This is a genomic window from Streptococcus sp. 4886 (genome assembly GCF_013276485.1).
Classification (GTDB): Bacteria; Bacillota; Bacilli; order Lactobacillales; family Streptococcaceae; genus Streptococcus.
Map to the genome: position 1 here is coordinate 62,156 of NZ_VMLD01000002.1, position 13,806 is coordinate 75,961.

Annotated in this window: 17 protein-coding genes and 1 other annotated feature; of the genes, 16 read left to right on the forward strand and 1 reads right to left on the reverse strand. The window is 40.9% G+C overall.

Annotated elements, in window-relative coordinates:
* The 8 genes from HT679_RS00655 to HT679_RS00690 all read left to right on the forward strand — a co-directional run bounded on the left by HT679_RS00655 (nucleotide 1) and on the right by HT679_RS00690 (nucleotide 6,916).
* On the forward strand, nucleotides 1–1,185 hold the full coding sequence (locus tag HT679_RS00655) for a hypothetical protein (protein WP_173212330.1): 1,185 nt from the start codon (nucleotides 1–3) through the stop codon (nucleotides 1,183–1,185).
* Between the two features lie 161 nt (nucleotides 1,186–1,346).
* Nucleotides 1,347–1,478 (forward strand) — a sequence feature (ribosomal protein L20 leader region).
* 15 nt (nucleotides 1,479–1,493) lie between these two features.
* On the forward strand, nucleotides 1,494–2,024 hold the full coding sequence (infC, locus tag HT679_RS00660) for a translation initiation factor IF-3 (protein ID WP_000848180.1): 531 nt from the start codon (nucleotides 1,494–1,496) through the stop codon (nucleotides 2,022–2,024).
* Nucleotides 2,025–2,056: 32 nt separating this feature from the next.
* Nucleotides 2,057–2,257 carry a 50S ribosomal protein L35 gene (gene rpmI / locus HT679_RS00665; RefSeq protein WP_001125943.1) on the forward strand — a complete coding sequence of 67 codons (201 nt, stop codon included), beginning with the start codon at nucleotides 2,057–2,059 and terminating at the stop codon, nucleotides 2,255–2,257.
* 51 nt (nucleotides 2,258–2,308) lie between these two features.
* A complete protein-coding gene (rplT, locus tag HT679_RS00670) occupies nucleotides 2,309–2,668 on the forward strand; it encodes a 50S ribosomal protein L20 (protein WP_000124834.1) in 360 nt (119 codons plus the stop codon).
* Between the two features lie 58 nt (nucleotides 2,669–2,726).
* On the forward strand, nucleotides 2,727–3,107 hold the full coding sequence (locus tag HT679_RS00675) for a VOC family protein (protein WP_000157151.1): 381 nt from the start codon (nucleotides 2,727–2,729) through the stop codon (nucleotides 3,105–3,107).
* A gap of 248 nt (nucleotides 3,108–3,355) precedes the next feature.
* Nucleotides 3,356–4,156 (forward strand): dihydroorotate dehydrogenase electron transfer subunit, encoded by an 801-nt coding sequence (locus HT679_RS00680; RefSeq protein WP_049502504.1) that lies wholly within the window; start codon nucleotides 3,356–3,358, stop codon nucleotides 4,154–4,156.
* Entirely contained in the window at nucleotides 4,119–5,105 is a 987-nt protein-coding gene (locus HT679_RS00685; protein WP_173212332.1) for a dihydroorotate dehydrogenase, read from the forward strand. The genes HT679_RS00680 and HT679_RS00685 overlap by 38 nt, the downstream gene beginning before the upstream one ends.
* A 41-nt stretch (nucleotides 5,106–5,146) precedes the next feature.
* The gene (locus HT679_RS00690; protein WP_173212335.1) at nucleotides 5,147–6,916 is read left to right on the forward strand and encodes a glucosaminidase domain-containing protein; all 1,770 of its coding nucleotides are present in this window, start codon (nucleotides 5,147–5,149) and stop codon (nucleotides 6,914–6,916) included.
* 188 nt (nucleotides 6,917–7,104) lie between these two features.
* Here HT679_RS00690 and pavA read toward each other — a convergent pair whose 3' ends face one another.
* Nucleotides 7,105–8,760, reverse strand: a complete 1,656-nt coding sequence (gene pavA / locus HT679_RS00695) for an Rqc2 family fibronectin-binding protein PavA (protein ID WP_173212337.1) — start codon at nucleotides 8,758–8,760, stop codon at nucleotides 7,105–7,107.
* A gap of 104 nt (nucleotides 8,761–8,864) precedes the next feature.
* On the opposite strand from pavA, the gene ybeY reads away from it, so the two are divergent.
* The 8 genes from ybeY to secG are packed head-to-tail and all read left to right on the forward strand — an operon-like array spanning nucleotide 8,865 to nucleotide 13,740.
* Nucleotides 8,865–9,362 (forward strand): rRNA maturation RNase YbeY, encoded by a 498-nt coding sequence (ybeY, locus tag HT679_RS00700; protein WP_000275156.1) that lies wholly within the window; start codon nucleotides 8,865–8,867, stop codon nucleotides 9,360–9,362.
* On the forward strand, nucleotides 9,343–9,738 hold the full coding sequence (locus tag HT679_RS00705) for a diacylglycerol kinase (RefSeq protein ID WP_000378157.1): 396 nt from the start codon (nucleotides 9,343–9,345) through the stop codon (nucleotides 9,736–9,738). Before ybeY ends, HT679_RS00705 begins: the two co-directional genes overlap by 20 nt.
* A gap of 16 nt (nucleotides 9,739–9,754) precedes the next feature.
* Entirely contained in the window at nucleotides 9,755–10,654 is a 900-nt protein-coding gene (gene era, locus HT679_RS00710) for a GTPase Era (RefSeq protein WP_000143264.1), read from the forward strand.
* Between the two features lie 48 nt (nucleotides 10,655–10,702).
* The gene (gene mutM, locus HT679_RS00715; protein WP_173212339.1) at nucleotides 10,703–11,527 is read left to right on the forward strand and encodes a DNA-formamidopyrimidine glycosylase; all 825 of its coding nucleotides are present in this window, start codon (nucleotides 10,703–10,705) and stop codon (nucleotides 11,525–11,527) included.
* The gene (gene coaE, locus HT679_RS00720; RefSeq protein ID WP_138704456.1) at nucleotides 11,527–12,132 is read left to right on the forward strand and encodes a dephospho-CoA kinase; all 606 of its coding nucleotides are present in this window, start codon (nucleotides 11,527–11,529) and stop codon (nucleotides 12,130–12,132) included. Before mutM ends, coaE begins: the two co-directional genes overlap by 1 nt.
* Nucleotides 12,119–13,318, forward strand: a complete 1,200-nt coding sequence (locus tag HT679_RS00725; RefSeq protein WP_173212341.1) for a multidrug efflux MFS transporter — start codon at nucleotides 12,119–12,121, stop codon at nucleotides 13,316–13,318. The genes coaE and HT679_RS00725 overlap by 14 nt, the downstream gene beginning before the upstream one ends.
* Entirely contained in the window at nucleotides 13,318–13,467 is a 150-nt protein-coding gene (rpmG, locus tag HT679_RS00730) for a 50S ribosomal protein L33 (RefSeq protein WP_001809104.1), read from the forward strand. The genes HT679_RS00725 and rpmG overlap by 1 nt, the downstream gene beginning before the upstream one ends.
* 39 nt (nucleotides 13,468–13,506) lie before the next feature.
* Nucleotides 13,507–13,740 carry a preprotein translocase subunit SecG gene (gene secG, locus HT679_RS00735; RefSeq protein WP_000282517.1) on the forward strand — a complete coding sequence of 78 codons (234 nt, stop codon included), beginning with the start codon at nucleotides 13,507–13,509 and terminating at the stop codon, nucleotides 13,738–13,740.
* Nucleotides 13,741–13,806 lie beyond the last annotated feature (66 nt).

The window sequence follows — 13,806 nt, forward strand, 5'->3', positions numbered from 1 at the left end:
ATGAAAGATGTTAGTCTATTTTTATTAAAAAAAGTTTTCAAAAGTCGCTTAAACTGGATTATCTTAGCTTTATTTGTATCTGGACTCGGTGTTACCTTTTATTTTAATAGTCAGACTGCAAACTCCGTCAGCTTGGAGAGCGAGTTGGAAACCCGTCTTGTAAAAGATGAGAGAGTCATCAATGAATATGAAGAGGAACTCTCCCAAATTTCTGATACCAACTCGGAGGAATACCAGATTGCTAAAATTAATTTAGAATCGCAAAAAAATCTTTTGACTCAAAAGAAAGAAATTCTGGATTTGTTAAAAGAAGGACGCTGGAAAGAAGCCTACTATTTGCAGTGGCAAGATGAAGAGAAGAATTATGAAGTTATGTCAAATCAACCGACTGCTAGCTCTGACTTTAAAATGGCGGTTGACCGCCAACGAAAGATTTACCAAGCCCTGTATCCCTTGAATATAAAAGCACATACTTTGGAGTTTCCGACCCACGGGATTGATCAGATTGTTTGGATTTTAGAGGCTATCATCCCAAGCTTGTTTGTGGTTGCTATTATTTTTATGCTAACGCAACTATTTGCAGAAAGATATCAAAATCATCTGGATACAGCTCAATTATATCCTTTTTCAAAAGTGGCATTTGCCATGTCCTCCCTTGGAGTTGGAGTGGGCTATGTAACTGTGCTGTTTATCGGAATCAGCGGATTTTCTTTTCTAGTGGGAAGTCTGATAAGTGGTTTTGGACAGTTAGATTATCCCTACCCGATTTATAGCTTAGTGAATCAAGAGGTAACTATTGGAAAGATACAAGATGTGTTATTTCCTGGCTTGTTCTTAGCTTTCTTATCCTTTATCGTCATTGTGGAAGTAGTGTACTTGATTGCTTACTTTTTCAAGCAAAAAATGCCTGTCCTTTTTCTTTCACTCATTGGGATTGTTGGCTTATTGTTTGGCATCCAAACAATTCAGCCTCTTCAAAGGATTGCACATCTGATTCCCTTTACTTACTTGCGTTCAGTGGAGATTTTGTCTAGAAGATTACCTAAGCAAATTGATAATGTCAATCTGAATTGGGGTATGGGGCTGGTCTTACTTCCTTGTCTGATTATCCTTTTGTTAGTGGGGATTCTATTTATCGAAAGATGGGGAAGTTCAGGGAAAAAGGAAGTTTTTAATAGATTCTAGCTTTCCTATACGGAAAATAAGTAAAAACTAACATAGAGAGGGAATCAACTTGATTCTCTCTTTTTGATTCGAAAACCAAGCCAAAATATAAACACAAACTTTTCAAAAAAAATAACTTTTTATCTTGACAAGGGCTAGAAAACTTGGTATCATATAAAAGTTGAGAAAAGCAGAAGTGAGAGCTTCTCGCCTTGTGACATTAAGTTGCCTGGTCCTACGGATGAAAAGTTTCTAAGAAACGCTATCATAACGTGCGGGCTTGTATATTTACGAGTCCGCTATTGTTTTTCTCTAATAAAACAAAAGAGGTGAAAACCATAGCAAAGCAAGACTTATTCATCAATGATGAGATTCGTGTACGTGAAGTTCGCTTGATTGGTCTTGAAGGAGAACAGCTAGGCATCAAGCCACTCAGTGAAGCGCAAGCTTTGGCTGATAACGCTAATGTTGACCTAGTATTGATTCAACCCCAAGCCAAACCGCCTGTTGCAAAAATTATGGACTACGGTAAGTTCAAATTTGAGTACCAGAAGAAGCAAAAAGAACAACGTAAAAAACAAAGTGTTGTTACTGTGAAAGAAGTTCGTCTAAGTCCAACTATTGACAAGGGTGACTTTGATACAAAACTTCGCAATGCACGCAAATTCCTTGAAAAAGGAAATAAAGTTAAGGTATCTATTCGCTTTAAGGGTCGTATGATTACCCATAAAGAGATTGGTGCAAAAGTTTTAGCCGAGTTTGCTGAAGCAACTCAAGATATTGCCATCATCGAACAACGTGCTAAAATGGATGGACGTCAAATGTTCATGCAATTGGCGCCAGCGACTGACAAAAAATAATTGTCAGAAAGTTAAATAAAGGAGAAAAAATCATGCCAAAACAAAAAACACACCGCGCATCAGCTAAACGTTTCAAACGTACAGGTTCTGGTGGACTTAAACGTTTCCGTGCTTACACTTCTCACCGTTTCCACGGAAAAACTAAGAAACAACGTCGTCATCTTCGTAAAGCATCTATGGTGCATTCAGGAGATTACAAACGTATCAAAGCAATGCTTACTCGCTTGAAATAATAGCCTAACAGTAAGTAAACAATTCTAGGAAATATTTGGAGGAAATAAAACATGGCACGTGTTAAAGGTGGCGTTGTATCACGCAAACGTCGTAAACGTATTCTTAAATTAGCAAAAGGTTACTATGGAGCTAAACACATCTTGTTCCGTACTGCAAAAGAACAAGTAATGAACTCTTACTACTATGCATACCGTGACCGTCGTCAGAAAAAACGTGACTTCCGCAAATTGTGGATCACTCGTATCAACGCGGCAGCTCGTATGAACGGACTTTCATACTCACAATTGATGCATGGTTTGAAATTGGCTGAGATCGAAGTTAACCGTAAAATGCTTGCTGACTTGGCTGTTAACGATGCAGCAGCTTTCACAGCTCTTGCAGATGCAGCTAAAGCAAAACTTGGTAAATAATAACTGATAAGACTGGAACAGGATTGTCCCAGTCTTTTTAAAAATAAAGGAGAAAAATATGGCTTCAAAAATGCTACACACTTGCTTGCGAGTAGAAAATCTTGAAAAATCAATTGCATTTTATCAAGATGCTTTTGGATTTAAAGAATTGCGTCGCAGAGATTTTCCAGATCATGCCTTCACGATTGTCTATCTAGGACTTGAGGGTGACGACTATGAGTTGGAGTTGACTTATAACTACGATCACGGTCCTTATGTGGTTGGAGATGGATTTGCCCATATCGCCCTCAGTACACCTGATCTTGAGGCGCTTCATCAAGAGCATAGTGCCAAAGGCTATGAAGTGACTGAGCCAAATGGTCTACCAGGAACTGCACCTAACTATTACTTTATCAAAGACCCTGATGGCTACAAGGTCGAAGTCATTCGTGAAAAATAATCTCGTGAGGTCAAGTAGAATGTTCGTTTTCTACTTGACTTTTTTTAGCTGAAAGAGTATACTAATAAAAATTTAACCTTTAAGGGGAGTCCAGAGAGACTCACAAGGTGTCAGATAAAAGAATAGTACAATTTTCTAGAGGAGACTTTTTGAGTGTGCTCTCTTCTGTTGTATGATTTTAACTGAGACCTTGCACTAGCAAGGTCTTTTCTTTGTCTGGTCCCCTTAAAATTTAAGGAGGAAAAGTCATGAATCCCACATGTAAGAAACGTTTGGGTGCAATTCGATTGGAAACCATGAAGGTGGTTGCACAGGAGGAAATTGCGCCAGCAATCTTTGAATTAGTCCTAGAAGGGGAAATGGTTGAAGCCATGCGAGCAGGCCAATTTCTTCATCTGCGTGTGCCTGATGACGCCCATCTCTTGCGTCGTCCTATTTCGATTTCGTCTATTGATAAGGTTAAGAAGCAGTGTCACCTCATTTATCGAATTGAAGGTGCTGGGACAGCTATTTTCTCAACCTTAAGTCAGGGAGATACTCTTGATGTGATGGGGCCTCAGGGAAATGGTTTTGACTTGTCTGACCTTGATGAGCAGAGTCAGGTACTCCTTGTTGGTGGGGGGATTGGTGTCCCACCCTTGCTTGAGGTGGCTAAGGAATTGCATGCGCGTGGTGTGAAAGTAGTGACAGTTCTCGGTTTTGCTAATAAGGATGCTGTTATTTTAGAGACGGAATTAGCTCAATATGGGCAGGTCTTTGTAACGACAGATGATGGTTCTTATGGTATCAAGGGAAATGTTTCCGTTGTTATCAAGGATTTAGACAATCAATTTGATGCTGTTTACTCATGTGGGGCGCCTGGAATGATGAAGTATATCAATCAAACCTTTTATGATCATCCAAGAGCCTATCTATCTCTGGAATCTCGTATGGCTTGTGGGATGGGAGCTTGTTATGCCTGCGTCCTAAAAGTACCAGAAAGCGAGACGGTCAGCCAACGCGTCTGTGAAGATGGTCCTGTTTTCCGCACAGGAACAGTTGTATTATAAGGAGAAAATTATGACTAGAAATCGTTTACAAGTTTCTCTACCAGGCTTGGATTTGAAAAATCCGATTATTCCAGCATCAGGCTGTTTTGGTTTTGGTCAAGAGTATGCCAAGTACTATGATTTAGACCTTTTGGGTTCTATTATGATCAAGGCGACAACTCTTGAACCCCGTTTTGGCAATCCAACTCCAAGGGTGGCAGAAACACCTGCTGGCATGCTCAATGCAATTGGCTTGCAAAATCCTGGTTTGGAAGTTGTTTTGGCTGAAAAGTTACCTTGGCTGGAAAGAGAATATCCAAATCTTCCTATTATCGCCAATGTAGCTGGTTTTTCAAAACAAGAGTATGCGGCTGTTTCTCATGGTATTTCCAAGGCAGCTAATGTAAAGGCTATCGAGCTCAATATTTCTTGCCCCAATGTTGACCACTGTAATCACGGACTTTTGATTGGTCAAGATCCAGATTTGGCTTATGATGTGGTGAAAGCAGCTGTGGAAGCCTCCGAAGTGCCAGTTTATGTCAAATTAACCCCGAGTGTGACCGATATCGTTACTGTCGCAAAAGCTGCAGAAGATGCGGGAGCAAGTGGCTTGACCATGATCAATACTCTAGTTGGAATGCGCTTTAATCTCAAAAACAGAAAACCAATCTTGGCCAATGGAACAGGAGGAATGTCTGGTCCAGCAGTATTTCCAGTAGCCCTCAAACTTATCCGCCAAGTGGCCCAAACAACAGACCTGCCTATCATTGGAATGGGGGGAGTGGATTCGGCAGAAGCTGCCCTAGAAATGTATCTGGCTGGAGCATCTGCTATTGGAGTTGGAACAGCCAACTTTACCAATCCTTACGCCTGTCCTGACATCATCGAAAATTTACCAAAAGTTATGGACAAATACGGTATTAGTAGTCTGGAAAATCTACGCAATGAAGTAAAAGAGTCTCTGAGGTAAACTGCAATCAATCTGTTCTTGATTTTTTATTAGTTTGTAATATGAATTTAGGAGAATTTTGGTACAATAAAATAAATAAGAACAGAGGAAGAAGGTTAATGAAGAAAGTAAGATTTATTTTTTTAGCCCTGCTATTTTTCTTAGCTAGTCCAGAGGGTGTAATGGCCAGTGATGGTACTTGGCAAGGAAAACAATACCTGAAAGCAGACGGTAGTCAAGCAGCCAATGAATGGATTTTTGATGCTCATTATCAATCTTGGTTTTATATAAAAGCAGATGCTAACTATGCTGAAAATGAATGGCTGAAACAAGGTGACGACTATTTTTATCTTAAATCTGGTGGCTATATGGCCAAGTCAGAATGGATAGAAGATAAGGGAGCCTTTTATTATCTTGACCAAGATGGAAAGATGAAAAGAAATGCTTGGCTAGGAGCTTCCTATGTCGGTGCAACAGGTGCCAAAGTAATAGAAGACTGGGTCTATGATTCTCAATACGACGCTTGGTTTTATATAAAAGCAGATGGACAACACGCAGAGAAAGAATGGCTCCAAATCAAGGGTAAGGACTATTATTTTAAATCTGGTGGTTATTTACTAACAAGTCAGTGGATGGATCAGGCTTATGTGAATGCTAGTGGTGCCAAAGTACAGCAAGGTTGGCTTTATGACAAACAATACCAATCTTGGTTTTATATCAAAGAAAATGGAAATCATGCTGACAAAGAATGGATTTTCGAAAATGGTCACTATTATTATCTAAAATCCGGTGGCTATATGGCAGCCAATGAATGGATTTTGGATAAGGAGTCATGGTTTTATCTAAAATCTGATGGCAAAATGGCTGAGAAAGAATGGCTATACGATGCCAAAAGTCAAGCTTGGTACTACTTCAAATCTGGTGGTTACATGGCGAAAAATGAGACTGTAGATGGTTATCAGCTTGTAAGCGACGGTAAATGGCTTGGAGAAAAAGCTACAAACGAAAATGCTGCTTACTATCAAGTAGTGCCTGTCACAGCAAATGTTTATAATGCAGATGGTGAAAAGCTCTCCTATATATCACAAGGTAGTGTTGTTTGGCTAGATAAGGATAGAAAAAGTGAAGACAAGCGCCTGGCTATTACTATTTCTGGTTTGTCAGGCTATATGAAAACAGAAGATTTACAAGCGCTAGATGCTAGTAAGGACTTTATCCCTTATTATGAGAGTGATGGGCACCGTTTTTATCACTATGTGGCTCAGAATGCTAGTATCCCAGTAGCTTCTCATCTTTCTGATATGGAAGTGGGCAAGAAATATTATTCGGCAGATGGGCTGCATTTTGATGGTTTTAAGCTTGAAAATCCCTTCCTTTTTAAAGATTTGACAGAGGCTACAAACTATAGTGCTGAAGATTTGGATAAGATATTTAGTCTGTTAAATATTGACAATAGTCTCTTGGAAAATAAGGGAGCTACCTTTAAGGAAGCCGAAGAACATTACCATATCAATGCCCTCTATCTCCTTGCTCATAGTGCCTTAGAAAGCAACTGGGGAAGAAGTAAGATTGCTAGAGATAAGAATAATTTCTTTGGAATTACAGCCTATGATACGACTCCTTACCTTTCTGCCAAGACATTTGATGATGTGGATAAAGGTATTTTAGGAGCAACCAAGTGGATTAAGGAAAATTATATCGATAGGGGCAGAACTTTCCTTGGGAACAAGGCGTCTGGTATGAATGTTGAATATGCCTCAGACCCTTATTGGGGTGAAAAAATTGCTAGTGTGATGATGAAAATCAATGAGAAACTAGGTGGCAAAGATTAGTCCTATAATTGATACTCTTCGAAAATCTCTTCAAACCACGTCAGCGTCGCTTAGATTATGTATGTAACTGACTTTGTCAGTCTTATCTACAACCTAAAAGCAGTGCTTTGAGCAACCTGCGACTAGTTTCCTAATTTGCTCTTTGATTTTCATTGAGTGTAAGTTAAAAATCCTGATTTCAAGTAAAATCAGGATTTTTTCATGGATGCGATTTTTTCTGGGTCTGGTGTGACGCGGAGGGTCTTTTGTCCTGTGTAAGTGACAAAGCCGGGTTTTCCACCAGTTGGTTTGTTGAGTTTTTTGACTTCAATCATATCCACCTGCACCAGATTTGACAGGCGACCTTGAGAGAAGTAGGCAGCTAACTCTGCTGCGTCTGTCTTGACTTCATCAGATGGGGCAAGATTTCCTGAGATGACAACATGGCTTCCAGGAATGTCCTTGGCATGGAACCAAAGTTCCTCCTTGCGGGCCATTTTAAAGGTTAGCTCCTCATTTTGCAGATTATTGCGGCCGACATAGATGATGGTTTTGCCATCGCTTGCTAGATATTGTTCTGGTTTTTTGCGTTTCTGGATTTTCTCCCGTTGTCTTCTGCGGATAAAACCTGTTTGAATCAATTCTTCACGGATTTCAGCGATTTCTTCCAGTCCAGCTTGGTTGAGGACGGTTTCTACACTTTCCAAATAGAGAATAGTTGCCTTGGTTTCCTCAATCAGATCAGTCAAGTATTTGACAGCTTCTTTTAATTTCTGATACCGTTTAAAGTAGCGTTGGGCATTCTGGTTGGGAGTCAGAGCCTTATCAAGAGCAATCGTGATAGGTTGGTTGGTGTAGTAGTTGTCTAGGATAACTTGGTCTTGGTCATTAGGCACTTGGTGGAGGAAGGTTGTCAGCAATTCTCCTTTTTGGCGAAATTCTTCAGCGTTGTCTGTCGCCAGTAACTCTTTTTCTTGTTTTTTAAGCTTATGACGATTTTTTTGAAGTTCATTTTCAACACGACGAATGAGTTCACTGGCTTGCTGTTTGACACGGTCTCGCTCAGCCTTATCCTTGTAGTAGGTGTCCAACAAATCAGAAAGACTGGCAAAAGGCTCTCCCACCTGATTGGCAAAAGGAACTGGACTGAAGGAAGTCTCAGTCAAGCATGGCTGGGTTTCTTGACTGAAAAAGTCACGGAAAGTAGATAGTTTATCGGTAATAAGAATGTTTTCCAATTCATTTGCTGTATCACGTCCCAGACCTTGAAAGAGGTTTTGAAGGTTTTTAGCTGTCGTTTCCTGAGTTTGCAGGATTTCAAAGAGTTTCTCGTTCTTGATCGTAAAAGGATTGGGAGATTCCGTACTTGGCGGAGCGATATAGGTCGATCCAGGAAGCAAGGTACGGTAGCTATTTTGTGAAAAGCCGATGTGTTTAATAACTTCGAGGATTTTATGACTACTTTTATCAACCAGTAGAATGTTACTGTGTTTACCCATGATTTCGATAATCAAGGTAGCCTGAATATGGTCTCCAATCTCGTTTTTATTGGAAACTGTAATTTCCACAATGCGGTCATTTTCAATCTGCTCGATCGACTCAATCAGAGCCCCCTGCAAATACTTTCTCAAAACCATGATAAAGGTGGAAGGTTGGGCTGGATTTTCAAAAGTCGTTTGGGTCAGCTGAATGCGTCCAAAAACTGGATGGGCAGAAAGGAGCAGACGATGGCTTTGGCGATTGCTGCGGATTTGCAAGACCAATTCTTGTTCAAAAGGCTGATTGATTTTCTGGATGCGACCGTTCACTAACTCTCTTTGCAATTCCTCAACCATGTGGTGTAAAAAAAATCCGTCAAATGACATCGTTCTCTCCTTGTGATTGTATTCCATAGTATTATATCAAAAAGGTAGAATAAAATCATGGAAATGTGGTATAATAAAGCCAAGTAAAGAGAAACGAGAAGCACATGTATATTGAAATGGTAGATGAAACTGGTCAAGTTTCAAAAGAAATGTTGCAACAAACCCAAGAAATTTTGGAATTTGCAGCCCAAAAATTAGGCAAAGAAGACAAGGAGATGGCAGTTACTTTTGTGACCAACGAGCGTAGCCATGAACTCAATTTGGAGTACCGTGACACAGACCGTCCGACAGACGTCATCAGCCTTGAGTATAAGCCAGAGTTGGAAATTGCCTTTGACGAAGAGGATTTGCTTGAAAATCCAGAATTGGCAGAGATGATGTCTGAGTTTGATGCCTATATTGGAGAACTGTTCATCTCTATTGATAAGGCTCATGAGCAGGCTGAGGAATATGGTCACAGCTTTGAGCGTGAGATGGGCTTCTTGGCAGTACACGGCTTTTTACATATCAATGGCTATGATCACTATACTCCGGAAGAAGAAGCGGAGATGTTCGGTTTACAAGAAGAAATTTTGACAGCCTATGGACTCACAAGACAATAAACGAAAATGGAAAAATCGTGACCTGATATCCAGTTTAGAATTTGCCATCACAGGAATTTTTACTGCTATCAAGGAAGAACGCAATATGCGAAAACATGCAGTAACGGCTCTTGTAGTCATTCTTGCAGGTTTTGTTTTTCAGGTGTCACGAATCGAATGGCTCTTTCTCCTATTGAGCATTTTCTTGGTAGTAGCCTTTGAAATTATCAACTCTGCTATCGAAAATGTAGTAGATTTGGCCAGCCACTATCACTTTTCCATGCTAGCTAAAAATGCCAAGGATATGGCAGCTGGCGCGGTATTAGTGGTCTCTCTTTTCGCAGCCTTAACAGGCGCATTGATTTTTCTCCCACGAATCTGGGATTTATTATTTTAAACAGTAAGAGGAAATTATGACTTTTAAATCAGGCTTTGTAGCCATTTTAGGACGTCCCAACGTTGGGAAGTCAACCTTTTTAAATCACGTTATGGGGCAAAAGATTGCCATCATGAGTGACAAGGCGCAGACAACGCGCAACAAAATCATGGGAATTTACACGACTGATAAGGAACAAATCGTCTTTATCGACACACCAGGGATTCACAAACCTAAAACGGCTCTTGGAGATTTCATGGTCGAATCTGCCTATAGCACCCTTCGTGAAGTGGATACCGTTCTCTTCATGGTGCCTGCTGATGAAGCGCGTGGTAAGGGGGACGATATGATTATCGAGCGTCTCAAGGCTGCCAAGGTTCCTGTGATTTTGGTGGTGAATAAGATCGATAAGGTTCACCCAGACCAGCTTTTATCTCAGATCGATGATTTCCGTAACCAAATGGACTTTAAGGAAATTGTGCCCATTTCAGCCCTTCAGGGAAATAACGTCTCTCGTCTAGTGGATATTTTGAGTGAAAATTTGGACGAAGGTTTCCAGTATTTCCCGTCTGATCAAATCACAGACCATCCAGAGCGCTTCTTGGTTTCAGAAATGGTTCGCGAGAAAGTCTTGCACCTAACTCGTGAAGAGATTCCGCACTCTGTCGCAGTAGTTGTTGATTCTATGAAACGAGATGAAGAGACAGACAAGGTTCACATCCGTGCAACCATCATGGTCGAGCGTGATAGTCAGAAAGGGATCATCATCGGTAAAGGTGGCGCTATGCTTAAGAAAATCGGTAGCATGGCCCGTCGTGATATTGAACTCATGCTAGGAGACAAGGTCTTCCTAGAAACCTGGGTCAAGGTCAAGAAAAACTGGCGCGATAAAAAGCTAGATTTGGCTGACTTTGGCTATAATGAAAAAGAATACTAAGTAGAGGTGGGCTCATGCCTGCTTCTTGTTTTTACAGAAGGAGGACTTATGCCTGAATTACCTGAGGTTGAAACCGTTCGTCGTGGCTTAGAAAAATTGATTTTGGGAAAGAAGATTTCGAGTGTAGAAATTCGCTATCCCAAGATGATTAAGACGGATTTGGACGAGTTTCGAAAGGAAGTGCCTGGTCAAGTTGTTGAGTCAATGGGACGTCGTGGCAAATATTTGATTTTCTACCTGACAGACAAGGTCTTGATTTCCCATTTGCGGATGGAGGGCAAGTATTTTTACTATCCAGACCAAGTACCTGAACGCAAACATGCCCATATTTTCTTCCAGTTTGAGGACGGTGGCACGCTTGTTTATGAGGATGTACGCAAGTTTGGGACTATGGAACTGCTTGCACCAGACCTTTTGGAAGCTTATTTTATTTCTAAAAAATTAGGGCCTGAACCAAGCGAACAAGAATTTGATTTGCAGGTCTTTCAAGCTGCTCTATCCAAATCTAAAAAGCCTATCAAATCCCACCTTTTAGACCAGACCTTGGTAGCTGGCCTTGGAAATATCTATGTGGATGAGGTTCTCTGGCGAGCTCAGGTTCATCCAGCAAGACCTTCCCAGACTTTGACAGCAGAAGAAGCGACTGCCATTCATGACCAGACCATTGCTGTTTTGGGACAGGCTGTTGAAAAAGGTGGTTCCACCATTCGGACCTATACCAATGCCTTTGGGGAAGATGGAACCATGCAGGATTTTCATCAGGTCTATGATAAGGCTGGTCAAGAATGTTCACGTTGTGCCACCATCATTGAGAAAATCCAACTAGGCGGACGAGGTACCCACTTTTGTCCAAACTGTCAAAGGAGGGACTGATGGGAAAAATCATCGGAATCACTGGGGGAATTGCCTCTGGTAAGTCAACTGTGACAAATTTTATAAGAAAGCAAGGATTTCAAGTAGTGGATGCCGACGCGGTTGTCCACCAACTACAGAGACTTGGTGGTCGTCTGTTTGAGGCTCTAGTCCAGCACTTTGGTCAAGAAATAATTCTAACAAACGGAGAACTCAATCGCCCTCTCCTAGCTAGTCTTATCTTTTCAAATCCTGAGGAACGGGAATGGTCTAGGGTAACTCAAGGAGAGATTATCCGTGAGGAACTAGCTACATTAAGAGACCAATTGGCTCAGACAGAAGAGATTTTCTTCATGGATATTCCCCTACTTTTTGAGCAGGACTACGTCTCTTGGTTTGATGAGACTTGGTTGGTCTATGTAGACCGAGATGTCCAAGTAGAACGTCTAATGAAAAGGGACCACTTGTCCAAAGATGAAGCTGAGTCGCGTCTGGCAGCTCAGTGGCCTTTAGAGAAAAAGAAAGATTTGGCCAGCCATGTTTTAAACAACAATGGAAATCAGGACCAGCTTCTTACTCAGGTGTTCTCCCTGCTTGAGGGAGGTAAGCAAGATGACAGAGATTAACTGGAAGGATAATCTGCGCATTGCCTGGTTTGGTAATTTTCTGACTGGAGCCAGTATTTCTTTGGTTGTGCCTTTTATGCCCATCTTTGTGGAAAATCTAGGTGTAGGAAGTGAGCAAGTCGCTTTTTATGCAGGTTTAGCTATTTCTGTCTCTGCTATTTCCGCAGCACTCTTTTCTCCTATCTGGGGTATTCTTGCTGATAAATACGGTCGAAAACCCATGATGATTCGTGCTGGTCTGGCCATGACCATTACTATGGGAGGCTTAGCCTTTGTGCCAAATATTTATTGGTTAATCTTTCTTCGTTTACTGAATGGTGTATTTGCGGGTTTTGTTCCCAATGCAACGGCCTTGATAGCCAGTCAGGTTCCCAAGGAGAAATCAGGCTCTGCCTTAGGTACTTTGTCTACAGGCGTAGTTGCAGGTACTCTAACTGGTCCCTTTATCGGGGGATTTATTGCAGAATTATTTGGCATTCGTACTGTTTTCTTACTGGTTGGTAGTTTTCTACTTTTAGCTGCTGTTTTGACTATTTTCTTTATCAAGGAAGATTTTAAACCAGTAGCCAAGGAAAAGGCTATTCCAACAAAGGAATTGTTTACCTCAGTTAAATATCCCTATCTTTTGGTCAACCTCTTTCTGACCAGTTTTGTCATCCAATTTTCAGCCCAATCAATCGGCCCTATCTTAGCTCTGTATGTACGCGACTTAGGCCAGACAGAGAATCTTCTTTTTGTCTCTGGTTTGATTGTGTCCAGTATGGGCTTTTCCAGTATGATGAGTGCAGGAGTCATGGGAAAGCTAGGTGACAAGGTGGGCAACCATCGTCTCTTGGTTGTAGCTCAGTTTTATTCAGTTATCATCTATCTCCTCTGTGCCAATGCCTCTAGTCCGCTTCAACTAGGACTCTATCGATTCCTCTTTGGCTTGGGAACCGGTGCGCTGATACCTGGGGTCAATGCCCTTCTCAGCAAGATGACGCCCAAAGCTGGTATTTCGAGGGTCTTTGCCTTTAATCAGGTATTCTTTTATCTGGGAGGTGTCGTTGGGCCTATGGCAGGTTCTGCAGTAGCAGGTCAATTTGGCTACCATGCAGTCTTTTATGCGACAAGCCTTTGTGTTGCCTTTAGTTGTCTCTTTAACCTGCTTCAATTTCGAACATTATTAAAAGTAAAGGAAATCTAGTGCGAGTAAAAATTAATCTCAAATGCTCCTCTTGTGGCAGTATCAATTACCTAACCAGTAAAAATTCAAAAACCCATCCAGACAAGATCGAGGTTTTAAAGTATTGTCCCAAAGAAAGAAAAGTAACCCTACATCTTGAATCTAAGTAGATTTTATGGTAAAATAATAAGGATTTTAAGGAGTTTGATATGTATAACCTATTATTAACCATTTTATTAGTATTATCTGTTGTGATTGTGATTGCGATTTTCATGCAACCAACCAAAAACCAATCCAGCAATGTATTTGATGCCAGCTCAGGTGATTTGTTTGAACGCAGTAAAGCTCGCGGTTTTGAAGCTGTAATGCAGCGTTTGACAGGGATTTTAGTCTTTTTCTGGCTAGCCATTGCCTTAGCATTGACGGTATTATCAAGTAGATAAGAAAATAATGGGCAGGACTAGGTCTTTGCCTCTTTTTATTTTTAAAGGATGTTTGAGAAGGTTTTA

Excerpts from the sequence above, each read along its gene's own strand:
- HT679_RS00655 (WP_173212330.1), top strand. The coding sequence starts at position 1 with ATGAAAGATGTTAGTCTATTTTTATTAAAAAAAGTTTTCAAAAGTCGC.
- rpmI (WP_001125943.1), top strand. The coding sequence starts at position 2,057 with ATGCCAAAACAAAAAACACACCGCGCATCAGCTAAACGTTTCAAACGT.
- rplT (WP_000124834.1), top strand. The coding sequence starts at position 2,309 with ATGGCACGTGTTAAAGGTGGCGTTGTATCACGCAAACGTCGTAAACGT.
- HT679_RS00675 (WP_000157151.1), top strand. The coding sequence starts at position 2,727 with ATGGCTTCAAAAATGCTACACACTTGCTTGCGAGTAGAAAATCTTGAA.
- HT679_RS00680 (WP_049502504.1), top strand. The coding sequence starts at position 3,356 with ATGAATCCCACATGTAAGAAACGTTTGGGTGCAATTCGATTGGAAACC.
- HT679_RS00685 (WP_173212332.1), top strand. The coding sequence starts at position 4,119 with ATGGTCCTGTTTTCCGCACAGGAACAGTTGTATTATAAGGAGAAAATT.
- HT679_RS00690 (WP_173212335.1), top strand. The coding sequence starts at position 5,147 with ATGAATTTAGGAGAATTTTGGTACAATAAAATAAATAAGAACAGAGGA.
- pavA (WP_173212337.1), bottom strand. The coding sequence starts at position 8,760 with ATGTCATTTGACGGATTTTTTTTACACCACATGGTTGAGGAATTGCAA.
- ybeY (WP_000275156.1), top strand. The coding sequence starts at position 8,865 with ATGTATATTGAAATGGTAGATGAAACTGGTCAAGTTTCAAAAGAAATG.
- HT679_RS00705 (WP_000378157.1), top strand. The coding sequence starts at position 9,343 with ATGGACTCACAAGACAATAAACGAAAATGGAAAAATCGTGACCTGATA.
- era (WP_000143264.1), top strand. The coding sequence starts at position 9,755 with ATGACTTTTAAATCAGGCTTTGTAGCCATTTTAGGACGTCCCAACGTT.
- mutM (WP_173212339.1), top strand. The coding sequence starts at position 10,703 with ATGCCTGAATTACCTGAGGTTGAAACCGTTCGTCGTGGCTTAGAAAAA.
- coaE (WP_138704456.1), top strand. The coding sequence starts at position 11,527 with ATGGGAAAAATCATCGGAATCACTGGGGGAATTGCCTCTGGTAAGTCA.
- HT679_RS00725 (WP_173212341.1), top strand. The coding sequence starts at position 12,119 with ATGACAGAGATTAACTGGAAGGATAATCTGCGCATTGCCTGGTTTGGT.
- secG (WP_000282517.1), top strand. The coding sequence starts at position 13,507 with ATGTATAACCTATTATTAACCATTTTATTAGTATTATCTGTTGTGATT.